Annotated in this window: 19 protein-coding genes; 7 read left to right on the forward strand and 12 right to left on the reverse strand. The window is 57.9% G+C overall.

The features are described from left to right. Positions 1-7: 7 nt before the first annotated feature. The 3 genes from ACR0NN_RS00835 to ACR0NN_RS00845 form a co-directional block, all read right to left on the reverse strand. Positions 8-1,216, reverse strand: a complete 1,209-nt coding sequence (locus ACR0NN_RS00835; RefSeq protein ID WP_170683676.1) for a multidrug effflux MFS transporter — start codon at positions 1,214-1,216, stop codon at positions 8-10. 73 nt (positions 1,217-1,289) lie between these two features. After that, positions 1,290-1,949: a DsbA family oxidoreductase gene (locus ACR0NN_RS00840; RefSeq protein ID WP_170683677.1), complete on the reverse strand. Its 660-nt coding sequence runs from the start codon at positions 1,947-1,949 to the stop codon at positions 1,290-1,292. Beyond that, positions 1,946-3,463 (reverse strand): class I adenylate-forming enzyme family protein, encoded by a 1,518-nt coding sequence (locus ACR0NN_RS00845; RefSeq protein WP_170718788.1) that lies wholly within the window; start codon positions 3,461-3,463, stop codon positions 1,946-1,948. Before ACR0NN_RS00845 ends, ACR0NN_RS00840 begins: the two co-directional genes overlap by 4 nt. 65 nt (positions 3,464-3,528) lie before the next feature. Here ACR0NN_RS00845 and ACR0NN_RS00850 point away from each other — a divergent pair, with 65 nt between their 5' ends. Next, positions 3,529-4,152: an XRE family transcriptional regulator gene (locus ACR0NN_RS00850; protein WP_170683679.1), complete on the forward strand. Its 624-nt coding sequence runs from the start codon at positions 3,529-3,531 to the stop codon at positions 4,150-4,152. On the opposite strand, the gene ACR0NN_RS00855 is transcribed toward ACR0NN_RS00850, so the two are convergent. The 5 genes from ACR0NN_RS00855 to ACR0NN_RS00875 form a co-directional block, all read right to left on the reverse strand. Continuing rightward, a complete protein-coding gene (locus tag ACR0NN_RS00855; protein WP_480683715.1) occupies positions 4,141-4,458 on the reverse strand; it encodes a hypothetical protein in 318 nt (105 codons plus the stop codon). The genes ACR0NN_RS00850 and ACR0NN_RS00855 overlap by 12 nt on opposite strands. 106 nt (positions 4,459-4,564) lie before the next feature. Continuing rightward, the gene (locus ACR0NN_RS00860; protein WP_170718790.1) at positions 4,565-5,224 is read right to left on the reverse strand and encodes an MIP/aquaporin family protein; all 660 of its coding nucleotides are present in this window, start codon (positions 5,222-5,224) and stop codon (positions 4,565-4,567) included. Then, positions 5,221-5,697, reverse strand: a complete 477-nt coding sequence (locus tag ACR0NN_RS00865) for an arsenate reductase ArsC (protein WP_170718792.1) — start codon at positions 5,695-5,697, stop codon at positions 5,221-5,223. Before ACR0NN_RS00865 ends, ACR0NN_RS00860 begins: the two co-directional genes overlap by 4 nt. A gap of 26 nt (positions 5,698-5,723) precedes the next feature. After that, entirely contained in the window at positions 5,724-6,548 is an 825-nt protein-coding gene (locus ACR0NN_RS00870) for an arsenate reductase/protein-tyrosine-phosphatase family protein (protein WP_170718794.1), read from the reverse strand. Positions 6,549-6,580: 32 nt separating this feature from the next. Beyond that, positions 6,581-8,407, reverse strand: coding sequence for an extracellular solute-binding protein (locus ACR0NN_RS00875; RefSeq protein WP_170718796.1), 1,827 nt, complete (start codon positions 8,405-8,407; stop codon positions 6,581-6,583). 292 nt (positions 8,408-8,699) lie between these two features. Here ACR0NN_RS00875 and ACR0NN_RS00880 point away from each other — a divergent pair, with 292 nt between their 5' ends. Further along, positions 8,700-9,473, forward strand: a complete 774-nt coding sequence (locus ACR0NN_RS00880) for a 3-hydroxybutyrate dehydrogenase (RefSeq protein WP_170718798.1) — start codon at positions 8,700-8,702, stop codon at positions 9,471-9,473. 64 nt (positions 9,474-9,537) lie between these two features. After that, positions 9,538-10,563 (forward strand): patatin-like phospholipase family protein, encoded by a 1,026-nt coding sequence (locus ACR0NN_RS00885; protein WP_170718800.1) that lies wholly within the window; start codon positions 9,538-9,540, stop codon positions 10,561-10,563. Here the strand turns inward: ACR0NN_RS00885 and ACR0NN_RS00890 are convergent, their stop codons facing one another. The 4 genes from ACR0NN_RS00890 to ACR0NN_RS00905 form a co-directional block, all read right to left on the reverse strand. Beyond that, positions 10,564-11,241 carry a DUF502 domain-containing protein gene (locus ACR0NN_RS00890; RefSeq protein ID WP_170718803.1) on the reverse strand — a complete coding sequence of 226 codons (678 nt, stop codon included), beginning with the start codon at positions 11,239-11,241 and terminating at the stop codon, positions 10,564-10,566. A 64-nt stretch (positions 11,242-11,305) separates the two neighbouring features. Further along, a complete protein-coding gene (locus ACR0NN_RS00895; RefSeq protein WP_170718805.1) occupies positions 11,306-12,220 on the reverse strand; it encodes a pseudouridine-5'-phosphate glycosidase in 915 nt (304 codons plus the stop codon). Then, the gene (locus tag ACR0NN_RS00900; RefSeq protein ID WP_170718807.1) at positions 12,217-13,110 is read right to left on the reverse strand and encodes a PfkB family carbohydrate kinase; all 894 of its coding nucleotides are present in this window, start codon (positions 13,108-13,110) and stop codon (positions 12,217-12,219) included. Before ACR0NN_RS00900 ends, ACR0NN_RS00895 begins: the two co-directional genes overlap by 4 nt. Positions 13,111-13,165: 55 nt before the next feature. Beyond that, complete coding sequence (locus tag ACR0NN_RS00905; RefSeq protein ID WP_170718809.1) at positions 13,166-13,786, reverse strand: thiamine phosphate synthase; 621 nt, start codon at positions 13,784-13,786, stop codon at positions 13,166-13,168. 166 nt (positions 13,787-13,952) lie between these two features. Between ACR0NN_RS00905 and ACR0NN_RS00910 the strand changes: the two genes are divergently transcribed. Genes ACR0NN_RS00910 through ACR0NN_RS00925 form a run of 4 tightly spaced genes read left to right on the forward strand, consistent with a single transcriptional unit; the run spans position 13,953 to position 18,281 of the window. Next, positions 13,953-14,696 carry an RNA methyltransferase gene (locus tag ACR0NN_RS00910; protein ID WP_170718811.1) on the forward strand — a complete coding sequence of 248 codons (744 nt, stop codon included), beginning with the start codon at positions 13,953-13,955 and terminating at the stop codon, positions 14,694-14,696. A 60-nt stretch (positions 14,697-14,756) separates the two neighbouring features. After that, the gene (gene ctaA / locus ACR0NN_RS00915; RefSeq protein ID WP_480683718.1) at positions 14,757-15,902 is read left to right on the forward strand and encodes a heme A synthase; all 1,146 of its coding nucleotides are present in this window, start codon (positions 14,757-14,759) and stop codon (positions 15,900-15,902) included. Between the two features lie 4 nt (positions 15,903-15,906). Continuing rightward, positions 15,907-17,376, forward strand: a complete 1,470-nt coding sequence (locus ACR0NN_RS00920) for a carboxypeptidase M32 (RefSeq protein WP_170718815.1) — start codon at positions 15,907-15,909, stop codon at positions 17,374-17,376. Between the two features lie 53 nt (positions 17,377-17,429). Next, entirely contained in the window at positions 17,430-18,281 is an 852-nt protein-coding gene (locus ACR0NN_RS00925) for an alpha/beta hydrolase family protein (RefSeq protein ID WP_170718818.1), read from the forward strand. Positions 18,282-18,314 lie beyond the last annotated feature (33 nt).

The following is an 18,314-nucleotide window of genomic DNA, read 5'->3' on the forward strand; positions in this document are numbered from 1 at the left end:
GCCCAGATCAGGCAGGCAGCCGGTTTTCGATACGTCCCATATGCAGCATCAGGCCGAAGCCAAGAATGCACATGATCAGCACGGCGGTTGTAAGCGGCGTGATTGAACCATCGAACAGCAATCCGACCGGGGCCGCAATGCCAGCAGCGAGAACCGTTGCAATCGATCCGATCACCGAGGCTGCCATGCCCGCAATATGACCCATCGGCTCCATCGCGATGGCATTCAGGTTGCCCATGGTCAAACCCGCCATGAAGAACACGGTGGTCTGCCACGTCACGAACAGTGCGAATGAGGCATCCGGGGGCAAAGGCATCAGGTTCAGCACTATGACACAGCCCGTTATCAGAATTTGCGCACCCAATGCCCAGGTCACGATCCGGCGCATCCCGAGACGCACCACAAGTGCGGCGTTCAAAAGGCTGGCCGAGCCAGAAATTAGAGCAATAAATCCGAACCAGAAGGGGAAGCTATCAGCACGGTCATGGATGACATCAAAAACCGGCTGCACCATCGTCAACATTGTGAACAGCAACCCCATGCACAGGGTCTGTACGAGGATCGACAGGCGGACGGTTGGATGTGCCAACATCTCGTGTACAGCCGCGATCATCAGCGGCAGGCGGAAGGGGCGACGGTTCTCCGCAGCTAATGATTCCGGCAGGCGCATCGTCATCCAAACCACGATGATCGAGGCAAATAGGATGAATGACACAAAGATGCCCCGCCAGCCGACCAATGCGATTACGCCAGCACCCAGCAACGGCGCAGCGGCGGGCACCAATGTAAAGATCATCATCGCGATTGAGATAATGCGCGCCATCTCGCGCCCGGCATACAGATCACGAATGATCGCCATGGCCACAACACGAGGTCCGGCAGCGCCAAGGCCCTGTACGATGCGCGCAGCGAGCACGAGTTCAAGCGAGGAACTGGCCCAGGCGACGGTGGATGCGAGAATATAAAGGGCAACGCCCCCATATATCACCGGCTTCCGTCCAACCGCGTCAGAGATTGGACCCGTGAAAAATGTACCAATCCCCATGCCTAGCACAAAAGATGTCAGGATAAGCTGCGCTTTGTTGACATCAGTCGGGCTCAACTCTGCGCCGATTTCGGGCAGTGCAGGCAGCATCGAGTCGATCGAAAAGGCAATCGTGGCGAACATCATCGCGATCAGAGCAATGAATTCGCCCCGAGACATGCGATTTGTCATGGGGAACTCCTTCCCAGCAGCGCTATCACGGCACACGGGGTTGGACTAGATCAGAAATGCACAGGGTTATGTGCTATTCTGCAGAGGAAGCCTCAATTTGAGACATGATGTCTGAGATCACTTTTCCCCACAATTCAGGGGGTTGCGCGCCGGGAACCGCATGTTGGTTCGCAACGATATAGGTGGGGACCGAGTTTACGCCCATCTGGCGCGAATGACTGTCGCGGGTGCGGATATCTTCGCGGTCGGCGTCTGATTGCAGCAATTTCAGCACCACGGCGGCGTCCATACCGACACTGTCGGCGATGTCGGCCAGGACTTCATGATCGCCAATGTCACGTGCCTCAACGAAATAGGCGTTGAACAGCGCGTCGACAACGGCGTTTTGCTTACCCTCAATTCCGGCCCAGTGGATCAGACGGTGGGCATCAAGCGTGTTTGGCGTGCGTTTCATGCCTTCGAAATCGATCTTCAGACCAGCATCCTCGGCGTGTTCGACAACCGGCGCATAAGCGCGGACCGCACCGTCCTTGCCGCCGAACTTCCGCTCAAGATACTCGCGTCGGTCCATGCCCGCGTCGGGCATGTCAGGGTTCAGCTGAAAGGGGTGCCACTCGATCACAAATGGGTGGTCTGGCACTTCGGCAAGCGCTTTGTCCAGATGGGTCTTGCCGATATAGCACCACGGGCAAATCGGATCGGACATGATGTCGAGCTTTACGGTCTGTGTCATTCGGACGTCGCCTTGAAATAGGCCGGCAGGGCGCGGCGCAGGAGTTTGCCGTTGCCTCCGGTGGGCAGGGCGGACAGATAAACAAAGGCACGCGGCTGTTTGTAGCGCGCCAGCTTGTCAGACACATAGGTGTGCAACGCAGCCGCGTCCAGTTCTTCGGGGCCGGTGTAGAACGCAACGATGATCGAGCTATCTTGTTTCACTTCAACCGCTGCCGCGCCAACTTGCGTGATGCCGGGATGGGTGGACAAGGCAGCCTCTACTTCAACAGGTGAAACACGGTAGCCGCCTGCGTTCATCATGTCGTCATCGCGACCCAGATAGATGATCTGCCCATCAGCGGCCATCGCGCCCTGATCTCCGGTCAGAAACCAATTGCCAGCCATCCGCGCCTCGGCTTCGTCCGGGGCGTTCAGATAGGTCAGCATCAGGCCAGGGTCGTCGCGATGAACTGCAATCGTGCCTTCCTGCCCCTGAGGGACTGGTCCGTTGGGTCCGACGATTGCAACCCGGCGCCCCGGCTGTGGCTGGCCCAAGGCCTCGCCGCGCGCAGGATGGCTGGGGCTGGACGAAATGAAGGTTGAGCATTCGGACATGCCATAAGCTTCATAAAGTTCGGTCCCGGTGGACTGCACCCATTTCTGATGAAGATGCCGCGAGAGTTTTTCACCGGCGCAAAGACCGTGGCGGAGATCGGGCAGGTTCAGCTGGGCCTCTTCCTGCAGCATCTTCCTAAAGACCCCTGGGGCCGCGGCAAAAATTGTGGCGCTGTGCTGTTTCAACAAGGCAGGCAGAGCGTTGATGTCCGTCCCCGGTTCAGGGATCAGAGCGGTCGCGCCAATAGTCCACGGGTCCATCAAACCCGTCCCCAACGTATAGGTCCAATTGAATGCGCCTGCATGGCACAGTCGATCCGAGGAATGCAGGCCATACCAACCGTCCACCATCATTTGCCGCGCCCAAATGGCCCTATGAGCATGCGCGACTGCGCGTGGTTTGCCGGATGTTCCGGAAGTATAAACCACATAGGCCAGCCGCTCGGGGTCTCCCAATTCATAGCTCGCAGGGGGCAGCGCGCGCATTTCGATCAGATCACCCAGCAGTATTTGACGCGGATGCGCCGCGCAGGAGACTTCGGGATCGCGCAAGATCGCAGCAGGCCGCAAGTCGTCGATGATCTTTGCGGTCTCTCGTTCTGTCAGCTGAGATGAGGTCGGCACCGGCACCAGACCCACGGCGATCGCACCCAGATAGGCGATTGGAAAATCGACCGTGTTCCCCAATCTCATCAAAAGGATGTCGCCGGGGGTCAAACCGCGCTGCAGAAAACCGGTGGCGGTTCCCAAGATCGCGGATTGCAAGTCGCTATAAGTCCAATCAGTTGCACTATTGGGCCCGAGCACTGACAACGCAGTTTTCGCGGCAGATCCCTGCGCGTGACGCAGGACATGCGCGGCAAGATTAAATGGGCGCGGGCAGGCTGGTGGAGGCCCCTGATCAAAGATCGACAACATGGGAACTGGCTATCGCTGCGCGAGGCGCGTTGCAAGCGGGGCATGCTGGCCCTATAGAAAGACGCATGACCAAAAATGACCATAAATCCATCGTCAGGATCGCGCGTGATAACGGTTTGAAAACCGAATTGGAGCCCGTCGATCTGGGCGCGCGCGTGCGTGAATTGCGCAAAGCTCGAAATTGGACGCTGGAACAGGCGGCCAGTCAGGCGGGATTGGCAAGGTCAACGCTAAGCAAGATCGAGAACGGTCAGATGTCACCGACCTATGATGCGCTGAAAAAACTGGCCACGGGTTTGGAAATTTCGGTGCCGCAACTGTTCACGCCTCCGCAACGTGATCAGGTGATCGGACGTATGGCCGTGACAAAGATGGGTGAGGGGACGGCACACCCAACAACAACTTACGAACATGAGTTGTTGGCCGAAACGCTGACTAAAAAACAGATGCTGCCCTATCGTGCCCGTGTGCGTGCACGGTCGATGGAGGAATTCGATGGCTGGGTGCGCCATGATGGCGAAGAATTCTTGTATGTTCTAACGGGTGTCGTGCGACTGTTTACCGAATTCTATGAGCCCGTCGAAATGCGCCGTGGCGATAGCGCCTACTATGACGGCAGCATGGGGCATAACGTGATTTCGGTCAGTGATGAGGATGCGACGATCCTGTGGGTCACGTCACTTGCCTAGGGCTTGGGCCGCCTCGCGGTTCAAAGCTTCGGTGAACAGGAAATCTTCAAGCTCTTCGCGCGCTTCGTTGACGGTCAGGTGGTGGCGCTCGGCCAAGTAGGCTTCGAACTGTTTGCGATCTTCGCCGACGCGCGCCATATCTCCATCACGCAAGTTCGGAAACCTGCGTTTTGCGCGCGCGTATGACGCGTCCCAGTCTTGCGTCAGATCAGCCCAGTTTAGCATCTGCGAGCCTTCCTTGGTTGGTGTTTCAGGACTGCTCTCCCCAATGACAGCGTAAGAAGCCGGACGTGACGCTGCAGACATGACAAAATGTCGCAGGTGCTTTGCAGGGATTCTGAAGCAAAAACCCGCTGCGGAGATACCGCAACGGGCCCACGGACCTGCTGTTTAGTGAGTGGCGGCCGGTCCGTTATTCTTCTGGCTTGAACAGCCAGTTCAGTATTACGTGCCCGATAAACACAGCAACTATCTGCATTATTATGAACATCGGGATATGCGCAGGGTATATCCCTGCAAACGTATCCGTAAAGCCCCTTGCGATTGTAACGGCTGGATTGGCAAAACTTGTGGATGACGTGTACCAGTAGGCGCCGGTGATATAGAGCCCCACAAGCGCTGGTACCGTGTCAGGTTTGTGCCGAATTCCGCCGAAGATTACAAAGAGCAGGCCCAAGGTGGCGATGATCTCCGAGAACCACTGATGTGATCCGGTGCGATGTAGGGTTTCCGAGGTCTGTAGAATCGGCAAGTCGAACATGTAGTGGCTGGCCCATACACCAACGATCCCACCCGCGACCTGTACCAGCATGTAAGGCGCAACCGCGCCCCAGGGATGCTCGCCGCGCAAGGCGAAGGCCAGCGTCACCGCCGGGTTGAAGTGTGCGCCTGAAACTGGACCAAGCGTGGTTATGATCGCATATAGCATGCAGCCCGTGGCAATCGCGTTGGCCAGCAAGGCCAAGGCGATGTTCCCGTCAGCGAGCGTTTGTGCCATGATGCCTGATCCAACAACGCCGATCAGCAAGAAGGCAGTGCCCAGAAACTCGGCGAAATACTGACGGGCGGTCATTGCATGGATCCGATGCGTTTGAGATGGGTGGTGAGTTCGCCGCTATCCATGGTTTCGACCGGGAGCGCCAGCAGTGCCTCGGCGCGACGGCCCAGAATGTCGTAAGCGGTGCGGAATGCGGTATCCCAGTCGGCCTCGGATGCGGCGGCGGGGTCCTCAACACCCCAATGCGCACGCACGGGTGCACCCGGCCAGACAGGGCAAGTCTCTTCAGCGGCCGAACCGCAAACCGTGATCACCATGTCCATTTGCGGTGCGTTGTCTTCGGCAAACTCATCCCAGCTTTTGGACCTTGCATCACGGACGTCATGGCCCACGGTCCCCAGCAGAGTCAGGGACTGTGGGTGAACCTTGCCGGTCGGATTTGAGCCCGCGGAATAGGCACGAACGCGCCCTGCGCTGGTGTGGTTGAAGATCGATTCCAGCAGAATCGACCGGGCGGAGTTGCCGGTGCACAGAACCAGTATGTTCATTGAAATTTCCTTAGATTTGTCGCGGACTATTCGGCCATGCGGCCGATATCATCCACTTTGTGCTGTAGTGAGATGCGATCGAGTGTTTCAAACGGGAGGCTCGCAAATGCAGTGATACGGTTGCGCAGCAACCCATAGGCCTGTTGAAATGCCAACTGCTTTTGCGCTTCAGTCCCTTCAACCTTGACCGGATCGGGCAGGCCCCAATGTGCGCTCATCGGCTGGCCGGGCCAGGCAGGACAGGCCTCGTTTGCGGCGTGGTCGCAGACCGTGAAGACAAAGTCCATTTTCGGGGCATCGTCAGACGCAAACTCGTCCAGCGACTTTGAGTGGAGCTGGGATGTGTCGTAGTCTTTCTGCCTCAACAGTTCCAGAACGTTTGGATTGGGTCCATCTGATGGCGCGGTACCTGCTGAATAGGCGCGAAACAGTCCGTTGCCTTCGGCGTTCAGGATGGCTTCGGCCATAATTGAACGGGCAGAGTTGCCAGTGCAGATGAACAACGCGTTCATGACGCGATCAGGACTGGTCATAACGGGGTCCTCGGAGGGTTGCAGGCACAAATCTGGTCGATTCTGACAGCACCCACCCAACAGGTCGTCGAACAGGCCGCGCACCGCAGATAGGTTGGCTGTATATTGCAACGAAGTCCCGGTTCGGCTCTGCTGGATTAGCCCAGCGGATTTGAGCGCGTTCAGATAGGTCGAGGCAGTGTTCGGCTTTAGTGCCAAAGCCTCGGCGATATGGCCCGCAGCGACGGAATCGGGATAGCGACGCATCAACAGCCGGAACAAGTCCAGCCGTTTGGGATGCGCGAGGGCGGTAAGCCTGTCATGAATCTTTATTTCCATATTTCACGAAATACGGAAATAAAGTGGGTGCGTCAATCCTGATACCACCAGACCTGAGGCATATATTCAGGTCCATCGCCATAGATCGGCAGGGTGTCTGGTTGCTTTAGCTCTTTGACATGGGCAATGCGGCCGACATCAAAGCTCCAGATCGGGATGACATAGCGGCCTGCGGTCAGAACCCGATCCAGGGCGCGTGTTGCTGAAACAAAGTCTTCGTGGCTTTCCGAGGCCAGCATCGCATCGATTAACCCATCGACAGCGGGCGACGTCAGCCCCATCACGTTTCGCGTGCCCGGGGTATCGGCATTCTCACTGCCCCAATACAGGCGCTGTTCGTTGCCTGGCGAGAGTGACAGCGCCCGACGGAAAGGAGTCATGTCAAAATCTTGGGCATCGATACGCGAGGTGTATTGCGCGTCATCCACTTTCTCGACCGTGAGCTTTATGCCCAGCCGTTCAAGCGCACGGGCGTAGATTTCCGCGATCACGCCGACATCCTGAACCACATTCAGGCTGCCTTGGCTAATGACCAGATCGATCTCAAACGGCTCGCCCTCAGCGTTGCGCAGTTGGCCATCCTGTATTGTCCAACCAGCCTCTTCCAGCAATTTAAGAGCTTCGCGGATGCTACGCCGATTGCGTTCGGTTCCATCGCCTTGGGGTAATTCGTACCCTTCCAAGGTGCCGGGGGGCAGTTCGGCGGCATAGGGTTCCAGCAGCTCTGCAACTCGGCCTTTCGCCTGTCCGGGCTTCATGCCCAACTCCGAGCCCGAGAAGTAAGAGGTAATTCTGGGCTGCGCCCCGCCGGTGATTGTGTCGTTGATGAACTCAAAGTTAAACGCCAGTGTCAGCGCCTCGCGCACGCGCCAGTCATCGAAAGGGGCTTTGCGGGTGTTCATGACGAACCCGGTCATACCCGATGGCTTCTGATGTGGGATTTCAGTTTTGACCACATCGCCGCGCTGAACCGCCGGAAAGCCGTACTGGTTGTTCCATTTGTCCGCGTTGAATTCGCGCACGGCCGACAACTCGCCTGCCTTGAACGCCTCAAACGCGACGGTGCCATCGCCGTAAAACTCAATCCGCATGTCATCCAAATTCATCGTACCCTTGCGATACGGAATATCAGTGCCCCAATAGTCGGGGTTTCGACGCAGATTCACATAGCGGCCAGCCTCATAGTCATCGATCACATATGGCCCCGACCCGATGGGCACATCGTGTAGCTGAGCGTCAGCGAAAGACTTCCCCTCCCACTGCGCTTTTTGCAGGATCGGGCGCATTCCGGCGAGTAGCGCCAATTCGCGGTCAGGTTCGTTAAAGGTGATCCGAACGCTGCGCGGTCCGGTCTGCTCGATGCTGTCGATTTTGCCCCAAAGCCCGCGATAGCGTAGGTGACCCTCGGTACCCAGCGTCTCATATGACCAGATCACATCATCAACGGTGACGGGCGTGCCATCCGAGAACTTTGCCTCTTCGCGAAGGGTGAATTCGACCCAAGTCCGGTCCGGATCCGTCTCAACTGATTCGGCTAACAACCCGTAAAGAGTGAAAGGTTCGTCCCAGGACCGACCCATCAGGCTTTCATGAGTCCAAAATCGCAACTGCCAGGGCGAGGTGCCTTTTTGCACAAATGGGTTCAAACTGTTATAGCCGCCGGTATTCCCAAAAACGACCTTGCCGCCTTTGGGTGCATCCGGGTTTGCGTAGGGGAGCGACACAAAATCCGGTGGTAGGGCCGGGTCTCCATACATAGCTATGCCATGGGCCGATTCTGCCGAGGCCAACGAGGCTGTAAGAATCGAAGCGATTCCCGCAATTGCGGGGCGAAGCGGGCGGAGATAATCGTGGCTCATTTTGGAAACAATCCTGCTCTGGCCTTATTTTGTTTGGGATTCACCGTAGCCATGATTTTTCCTGTTTTCAAACTTTTAGCTTGGACGGATGCAAAGAATTGCTTATAAAGGATGCACTGCTCGATAGGTTTCTTGCCTGTATGAAACCTGCCTCAATAACTTAACGCCCGCTTCGTGCGGGCGTTTTTTTTGGCAGAAACTGCCGGGATACCTCTGGCTGATCATTCCCCGTTTCCTTTGCAGGTGCAGCATGGCACTGTGTCCGCGAAACGAAATCCATTGGGAGAGTGTCATGAGTCTGTCGGGCAAAACAGCCGTCATCACAGGGTCGAATTCAGGGATTGGGCTGGGCATCGCCCGTGAGCTGGCCAAAGCTGGTGCGGATGTTGTTCTGAACTCATTCACCGACCGGGATGAAGATCACGCGTTGGCCGCCGAGATCGGTCAAGAGACCGGCACGAACGCCCGCTACATCAAGGCGGATATGTCGAAGGGTAATGAATGCCGGGCACTGATCGAGCAGGCAGGCGCGTGCGACATTCTTGTAAATAATGCGGGTATTCAGCATGTCGCCCCGATCGATCAGTTTCCGGTCGACAAATGGGACGCGATCATTGCGATTAACATGAACTCGACCTTCCATACGATGGCGGCTGCTTTGCCGATGATGCGGTCAGCGGGTTGGGGGCGCGTGGTCAACATCGCTTCGGCCCATGGATTGACAGCTTCGCCCTTCAAAGCAGCTTATATCGCGGCCAAGCATGGCGTTGTTGGGATGACCAAGACCGTTGCGTTGGAAACGGCGCAAGAGCCGATCACCTGCAACGCCATCTGTCCGGGTTATGTGCTGACCCCGCTAGTCGAGGCGCAGATTCCCAACACAATGAAAGAATACAACATGAGCCGCGAGGATGTGGTGAAGAACATCCTGCTTGAGCGGCAGCCGTCCAAGGAATTTGCCACTGTTGAGCAACTGGGTGGCACGACGATCTTCTTGTGCTCGGACGCAGCGGCGCAGATCACGGGGACGACGATTTCTGTGGATGGGGGATGGACGGCCTTGTGAGGGATCATGGGGGCTCTGCCCCCATACCCTCGGGATATATTTGGCCAGATGAAGAGGCGGAACCATGAAACGGATCAATCTGGCTTTGCAGGGTGGTGGTGCTCATGGTGCGTTTACCTGGGGTGTTCTGGACCGTCTTCTGGATGAAGAGGATGTTGAGGTCGCGGCGATTACCGGGACCTCCGCGGGGGCGCTGAACGGTGCCGCCTTCAAATCAGGGATGGTCCATGCCGGGCGCGAAGGGGCTAGGGCCTGTCTCGATGGTTTGTGGAAGCGCATGGGGGCCGTTGGCGACATGCGCGTGGCCCATTGGATGCGGGGCATTGAGCCCGCCCATGTTACGCGGGCCATCGAATATTCGTTGCCCTATTCAATGGCCGAGACATGGTCGCGACTGGTGTCGCCTTATGCCTATGGGCCATTCTATCGCAATCCGTTGGAGCCGGTTGTAGATCGGTTCAACTTTGCTGAGATTTGCGCAGATGAGGGGCCCGAGCTGTTCGTTTGCGCCACCTGTGTGCGAAGCGGTAAGATCCGGGTTTTTACCGGCGAAGAGATTTCGACCGACGCCATCTTGGCTTCGGCCTGTCTGCCCAACCTGTTTCAGGCGGTCGAGATTCATGACCCGAAATCGGGCCGCACCGAGGCTTATTGGGATGGGGGCTATACCGGTAACCCCGCGCTTTATCCTTTATTTGGTGGTGATCTGCCCGATGATGTCGTGATCGTGAACATCAATCCTTTGGAGCGCGATGAGATCCCTAAAACGCCACAGCAGATTCAAAACCGGATCAACGAGATCAGCTTTAACTCGTCCCTGTTTCGCGAATTGCGGGCAATCAATTTTGTTCAGCGCTTGCTGGCCGATGGTAAATTGAAAGCGGGTGAGATGAGCCGGGTGCTGGTTCACATGATTGCCGATGATGAGCTGATGAATGATCTGTCTGCTGCTACCAAGATAGTACCCAATCCGGTGGTGCTGAACCGATTGAAACAAGCTGGCCGCAGCGCTGCAGATCAGTTTCTAAGTGCTCATAAAGACGATCTGGGTGCGCGCAGCACAGTCGATCTTCCTGCAATGTTTGGCTGATTACTCGGGCGGTTGGGTCGGGTCTTTTTCGTTCGGATAGACCAAACCAGCCGAAATCACCAGTTTGGCGGCATCCTCGATAGACATATCAAGAAGGATCACATCTTCGGCGGGGAAGAACAGCAGGAACCCGGATGTGGGGTTTGGTGTCGTCGGGACGAACACGCTCAGTAACTCGCCCCCGGTTTCTGCGCGCTGGCTGACTTCGCCGCGGGCAGTTGTTGAGACGAAGCCAATCGCCCAGATGCCGCGGCGCGGGTACTGTATCAGACACGCTTTCTCAAAAGACCGTTCGGTTTGTGCGAACACTGTTTCCGAGATTTGCTTGATCCCCGAATAGACCGAGCGAACCACGGGCATGCGGTCGACGAGACTCTCGGCGAGTTGGATCAGCGAGCGGCCCAGAATACCCTTTGCAATCCAGCCAACGATGATGGTGAACAGCAAGAAGATGACAACACCGACACCGCGCAGATTGACGCCGACATATTCTGACGGCTGGAACCTCTGCGGGATCAGCGGCAAGACCGCGCTATCGATCCACCCCACAACCGACCAGATCAGCCATATCGTCAGCCAAACAGGTGCGATGACGACGATGCCCGTCAGAAAAGACGCCCGCAATCGCGAGAACAGGCCCGGGCGCCGGTGGGGTTCTTCGTCAAACGGTGTGTTCATTACGGTCCTGAGTGGTTTGCGAATTTAGGTAAGCAGTCTGAGGCCTTGGTGCAATAGGGCTTTGTTACTGGGCCGAATTCACCAATTCACGTGCGATGGCGGCAGCCAGACGCGCGTTGTTGCGCACAAGGGCGATGTTGGCGGTCAGGGAACGGCCCCCGGTTCGCTCAAAGATGCGTTGCAGCAAATAAGGGGTAACACCTTTGCCTGTGATGCGATGGGTCTCGGCGTCTGCCTGGGCAGAGGCGATGATTGGGGCCAGTTCCTCAGCCGGGATCTGATCGTCCTGCGGGATGGGATTTGCCACCAGCTGGCCACCTGGCAAGCCCAGCGCGCGGCGAGTGGCGTGGGCTTTGGCGATATCTGCCGCGTCATCCATGCGTAACGGCGCTGCGAGCGGAGATTTGGCGGACCAAAAGGCGGGAAACTCATCTTGTCCGTGTGCGATGACAGGCACGCCTAGTGTTTCCAGAACCTCCAGCGTTTTGGCGAGGTCGAGGATTGCTTTGGCGCCCGCCGCAACCACGGTGACCGGGGTTTGGGCCAGCTCGTGCAGATCGGCTGAGATATCGAATGAGGTTTCGGCCCCTTGATGAACCCCACCGATGCCACCGGTGGCAAAAACCTCGATTCCGGCATAGTGCGCCGCAATCATGGTGGCCGCGACTGTCGTGGCCCCGGTACCACCCGTAGCAAGACACGCGGCCATGTCGGCGCGCGACAGTTTTGCGACACCCTGCGCCTGGCCAAGTGTGCTCAGTTGGTCTGCTTCCAACCCGATGTTTAATACACCGTCAATGACCGCGATCGTGGCCGGAACTGCACCTGCATCCCGGATGTCTTGTTCGACCTGCGCCGCGACCTCAATGTTCTGGGGATAGGGCATGCCGTGTGTGATGATGGTGCTTTCCAACGCCACGATGGGCTGGCCTGCATCCTTCGCGGTGCGGACCTCGGCGGAGTAGTGAAGGTTGATCACAGTGGGGTTTCTCCGGAAACATAGTTTGCAGCGGCATGCAGGGCGCGGGTGAGGGCCGCGTCATTTTCTGCGCCATTCGCCTCGGCGGCGATGTGGGCCGCCATGAAGGTATCCCCGGCACCGGTCACGCGGGTGACCAGAACCGAAGGGGGAGTTTGGGTAAGGACGCCGTTTGCATCCCCGACAGAGGCTGAGTTGCCGCCATCTGTCACCAGAACACGTAGTGCGCCACGGTCCAGCAGACCTTTGGCGGCGCTTTCGGAATCAGTGAACTCGCGTTGACAGAGCAGACCGGCTTCTTCGAGGTTTACATAAAGCGTGGCGCGTGCGTGTTTGAGGAAAGGAAGCAGCCGCTCGGCCTTGCCGGGAGAGGCGGGTGCGACGCGCAGGTCAGCCTTTGCAAAGGCAGGGCTTTGGGCAATCTCTTCCAGCAGCGTCAGCGTCAGGTTGCCGTCCAGCGCGATGGGCCCTTCGAAGGGTGTATTTTCATAGCCCAGAGGCCCGTGCATCAAAGGACGCAGGATCTTGGCTCCGGCAGCTTCAAGCGAATGCGCGTCCGCGATGGCGGCGATCAGTCCATTTGCGCCCTCTACCGCCATGTACCGGTCGGTGGGCAAGTCCTGCGAGCGATAGATGTGGTCGGTGACTATCCCCAAGCGTGCACAGGACCGGACCAGCTCGTCACCTTCGGGGTCGCGGCCAATGGCCGTTAGCAGCGTAGGGGTCATGCCAAACCGCACAAGGGTCATGGCGATGTTCATGGCGACGCCGCCCGGCAGGCGGGTAATCCGGCCCGGTACATCCGAGCCCTGCCGCATGGCGCTGGCCGAGCGTCCGATCACGTCCCAAAGGACCGAACCGATACACAGGATTTCGCTGTTTGTGTTCATGCCTCGTGTCATGCCGCAGCCCCGGCGCGGGCGCAAGGGTTAACGACCCGAGCGATCAGCCCATTGCAGCAATCAGAGAGTTCAATGCATCCAGCGGGTTATCCTGTGACCAGATTTCGTCTCCGATGCCAAAGAAATCGGTGCATGGTGCAAGGTCTCGGACCAGATCTGGCGTCAACCCGCCTTCGGCCACAACAGGGACTTCGATCATCTCGGACCACCATTGAAACAGGTCTTTCTCGGCCAGCGTGCCATCGCCTAACGTGGCGGAACCAACAGGGCCGAAAGCAACGTAATCCGCACCGTTTTCGCCCGCCGACATGCCATCATGGCTTGAGGCTCCGCAGAAGCTGCCGACAATTGCGTCTGCACCCAATTCCTTGCGGGCCGCCCGTATCGATCGAGAACCGTCGTCCAGATGAACTCCGTCCAGCCCCAGCCGCTGCGCCAACAGCACATGGTTGGAAATCACGATGGCAACGTCACGCACATGCGCAACTTCACGGCAGGCATCGGCGGCGCGCGAGATCATGTCTTCGTCACTGCCTGCCAGGGCAAGGCGAATGCAGGCAATATCAGCCCCATCCAATACGTGGCCCAATTGATCGGGGAACGTGCTCAGCGCGATGGTCGGAGGCGTGATCAGGTAAATCTGCGGCTGCTCGGGGGTGTCCATGGCGCGTCCTTCGGGTTTGTCTTCTTTCGCGCGGTTTAGCGGATTGCGCGGGGGAAGCAAACTTTTATGCCTGCCAAGCTGGGATTTGGGAACAGAAGCCGCCGGGGCGACTTGCTCTTGATCCAAGCCGGCAGTAGAGCAAGCCAAGTTTTTTTCGGAGTAAGCCATGCCCAGCGATACGTCCCAACCCTCCTTTGTTCTGGTGCGCCCACAAATGGGTGAGAACATCGGTGCCGCTGCGCGGGCGATGTGGAATTTCGGGTTGGATCGGATGCGGATCGTCGCGCCCAGAGACGGATGGCCCAATCCAAAAGCCGTCGCAATGTCCAGTGGGGCGGGGCGGCTTTTGGATGAGGCGCAACTGTTTGATGATCTGGCGAGTTCGTTCGAGGATACGACCTTTGTCTTTGCCACCACAGCGCGACAGCGCGGTTTGACCAAACCGGTCTACAGCCCCGAACGCGCGATGCAGATCGCGGCAGAGAAGGTGGCGGCCGGTGAGAAAGTCGCCGTGCTGTTTGGCCCGGAACGGGCTGGGCTTGAGAATGAAGATATCGCCAAGGCCAATGCCATCATCTCGGTGCCGGTGAATCCCGAATACGCCTCTTTGAACCTTGGACAATGCGTTCTGCTAACAGCCTATGAATGGATGCGCCAAACCGGGGACGTTGTTCACGAAGCCACCGATCTGGGCAAGGGGGACTGGGCGACAGGGATCGAGGTTGAAAAACTGGTCGAGCATTATGAAGACCGGCTGGAAGAGGCCGGATTCTTCTATCCCCCCGAAAAGGCCGAAGGGATGAAGACCAATCTGCGCAATTTGTGGTCGCGGATGCGGATGACGCGCGCTGACGTGCAAATGCTGCACGGGATCATGCGGCAGATGGTCCGCTGGAAGGATAAGGGCTAAGGCTGGACCTCGGTCAGCCAACGCCCTAGCTTGCGACGAAATCAAGGATATGAGGCCAGCATGAGCGGCAAGCGCAGCATCTTCGAAGAGGTTTCGGGAGACCAGAAACAGGAAGCGGTTCAGCCCGGCATGATTGACCGTGGGCGCGGTGGCGCACGTAGTGCGATCCGTGTCTGGCTGATGATCCTGTTTGCGCTTGTAGTCATCATGATCGCCGTCGGGGGCCTAACTCGCCTGACCGATAGCGGGCTCTCGATCACGGAATGGCGGCCAATAACCGGGGCCATCCCGCCTATGAATGAGGCCGACTGGCATTCCGAATTCGACAAATACAAAGAAATCGACCAATGGCGCATCCAGAACCAGTGGATGGAGCTGGATGATTTCAAAACCATCTATTGGTGGGAATGGGGCCATCGTCAGCTTGGTCGGGTTATTGGCCTCGTCTGGGCGGTTGGTTTCTTTGGCTTCCTTGCAGCACGCAAGATCCCAACCGGGTGGACCGGCAAGCTGCTGATCCCCGGCCTGCTGGGCGGCGTTCAGGGTGCTGTGGGCTGGTGGATGGTCGCCTCGGGCGTCACGCAGGGCGAGGGGATGACCGCTGTCGCCAGCTATCGTCTGGCCGTGCATCTGGGTCTGGCCTTCGTCATCCTAGGCTTCCTCGGCTGGTATATCTTTGAACTTGGCCGCGAGGAACGTGACCTGATGCAGGCGCGCCGCGCGAAAGAGGCGAAACTGTTCTCACTCTCAACCGGCCTGTTGCATTTCACCTTTTTGCAAATACTCATCGGCGCGATGGTCGCCGGAATAGACGCCGGCCGATCCTATTCCGATTGGCCCCTGATCGGCGGTCAACTCCTACCGCCGGACGCCGCAGCGTTAGAACCAATGTGGCGCAACTTCTTTGAAAGCCCCGGTCTGGTGCAATTCATCCACCGCTATGTCGGCTATCTGCTGCTCATCTTCGGCTTTGTCGTCCGGCGGCGCGGGCAAGCCAGCGCGCATCCGCAAACGCGTTTCGCTTTCAATGCAGCCTTTGCGGCGCTGTCGCTTCAGGTGTTCGTGGGCATCGTCACCGTGGTCTACGCGGCCCCGTGGCAGATCGCTATTTTCCACCAATTCATGGCCGTCGTTGTCTGGACCTTGGTCCTGCGCGCTCGGTTCCTGACCGCTTATCCCATTGCAACATCTGTGCGCGGAGTTTGACCCTATGACTGCATTCAATGATCTGATGGCTTTTCAGCGCGAAACTTCCGCTCTGGGCCAGATTGCCGGACGGTTGGGCTGGGATCAGGAAACAGTCATGCCACGTGGGGCAGCCGCGCAGCGCGCTGAAGAGATGGCCGCGATCGAAGCAGTGTTGCATGCGCGCCGCTCTGATCCACGCGTGGCCGATTGGCTAGAACAAGCGGCGCCGCAGGATGAGGTCGGCAAGGCGCAACTGCGCGAAATTCACCGTGCTTATGACCGCGCGGTCAAGGTGCCTGCAGCTCTGGCCACCGCGATTGCCCGCGTCACCTCCGCAGCGCAGGGCAAATGGGCGCAGGCACGGGCCGACGAGGATGTCGCCGCCTTTTTGCCGGTGCTGGAAGAGGTTGTTTCGCTGAAGCGTCAGGAAGGCGAGGCGCTGGCGCAAGGTGGCAACGTCTACGATGCCATGGCCGAGGATTACGAGCCCTATACAACCGGTGCCCAAATCGCCGCCATCTTTGATGAGATGCGCCCGCGTCTGGTCGCTCTGCGCGCCGCAGTTCTGGATCGCCCAGAACCTGCAGCGTTGACCGGCAGTTTTGATGAACTGGCCCAAATGCGCCTGTCGCAAAAGCTGGCCGTCGCGTTTGGGTATGACCTGAACAACGGGCGCGTCGATAAGGCGGTACATCCGTTCAGTTCGGGCAGCGGTCTGGACGTGCGCATTACCACTCGCACCAGCGAGACCGACCCGTTCAACTGTTTCTATTCCACCATTCATGAGGTCGGCCACGCCGCCTATGAGCAAGGCATCGACCGAGATTATCTGCTGACCCCTTTGGGCAGCGGCGTGTCGATGGGTGTGCATGAAAGCCAAAGCCGTATCTACGAAAATCAGCTAGGCCGCTCGCGCGCTTTCACCGGTTGGTTGTTCGACCAAATGAAAGAGTCATTCGGCGATTTCGGGATCACGGATGCAGATGCCTTCTATGCAACCGTCAACCGTGTTCACAATGGCTATATCCGTACCGAAGCGGACGAGGTGCAATACAACCTCCACATCATGCTGCGCTTTGACCTTGAGCGCGCCCTGATGGCCGGAGACCTGCAGGTCAATGATTTGGAGGCTGCGTGGAATGACCGGTTCAAGGCCGACTTCGGCTATGCCGTCGACAAACCCTCGAACGGGTGTTTGCAAGACGTCCATTGGTCGGTCGGCCTGTTCGGCTATTTCCCAACCTATTCCTTGGGCAATGTCTATGCCGGGTGTCTCTATCAGGCGCTTCGGACGGCTGTGCCGGATTTAGACGCGCAACTGGCCGAGGGTAATACGACAGGCGCAACCCGCTGGTTGCGCGAGAATGTTCAGCAATATGGCGGGCTTTATGCTCCGCGTGAGGTGATTGAACGGGCAAGCGGAGTTGCGCTCGGGCCTGAACCGCTGTTGAGTTATTTGGAAAAGAAATTTGGGGCGCTTTACGCACTGTGACGGAAGCCAGGCGCACGCGTTTAAAACGAGTACTCGCCATAACTCTCGCAGCTATGGCGCTGATCTGGGTGCTCGAAGCGACGCCTGACGTACCCTCTCTGGCGAGCTTGTATCAGCAGACCGAATGCGGGGCAGCTGATGATCCGTGCTTTGTATCCGGTCGCCAGTACAACGTGCTGCTACCGCAGGGAGAGGGGCCGTTCCCTGCAGTCCTGTTTTTTCATGGATCAAACGGGACCGGAGCAAAAATAATCAGCTCTGCTCATCTGGCCTTGCCCATTCTGAAACGCGGATACGCGCTGATCGCTCCTACGGCGCTTGAGATCGAATACCGGAATGGTCCTGGTACGGGTTGGGTCTGGAGAGCCGGGCAGAGTGATCGTGATGACTATGCGTTTGCATCGGCTGTGTTAGACGACGCGACATCTCGATTCCCCATTGATATTAACAAGATATTGACTGCAGGTTCGTCACGCGGCGGCAGCTTTGCGTGGTACTTAGCCTGCGCCAATATCGACGAACACCTACGGGCCTTTGCGCCTGTCATGGGGACACCGGTCCGGGGTAGGCCAGGGCCCTGCGCGACCTCTGGATTTGCGTTCGACATGTTTCATACGCATGGTTTTCAGGATACCGTCATTCCTTTTGCCGGGAACGGACCCTTTGACAACTGGCCTGGCTATCTCGGCGCGGTCGAGGTCGTGGACACAATGGCACATCTTGCTGGCTGCTCTGATCTCGATATCACAGAACAGGCGAACCAGGTCCTGAGGCGCTGGTCAGGCTGCTTGACCGGGGCGAGGGTTTCAGTTTTAGGGTTTGAGGGCGGCCACGTAATCCCCGTCGGTTGGGCCGAAATGGCCATCGAGTGGTTCGATAACCTACACCAACAAAAAGGGTGGTGACCATTGATCACGACCCGTTTCATTTCATCATGA

The sequence above is a fragment of the Ruegeria sp. BA2 genome (genome assembly GCF_056539605.1).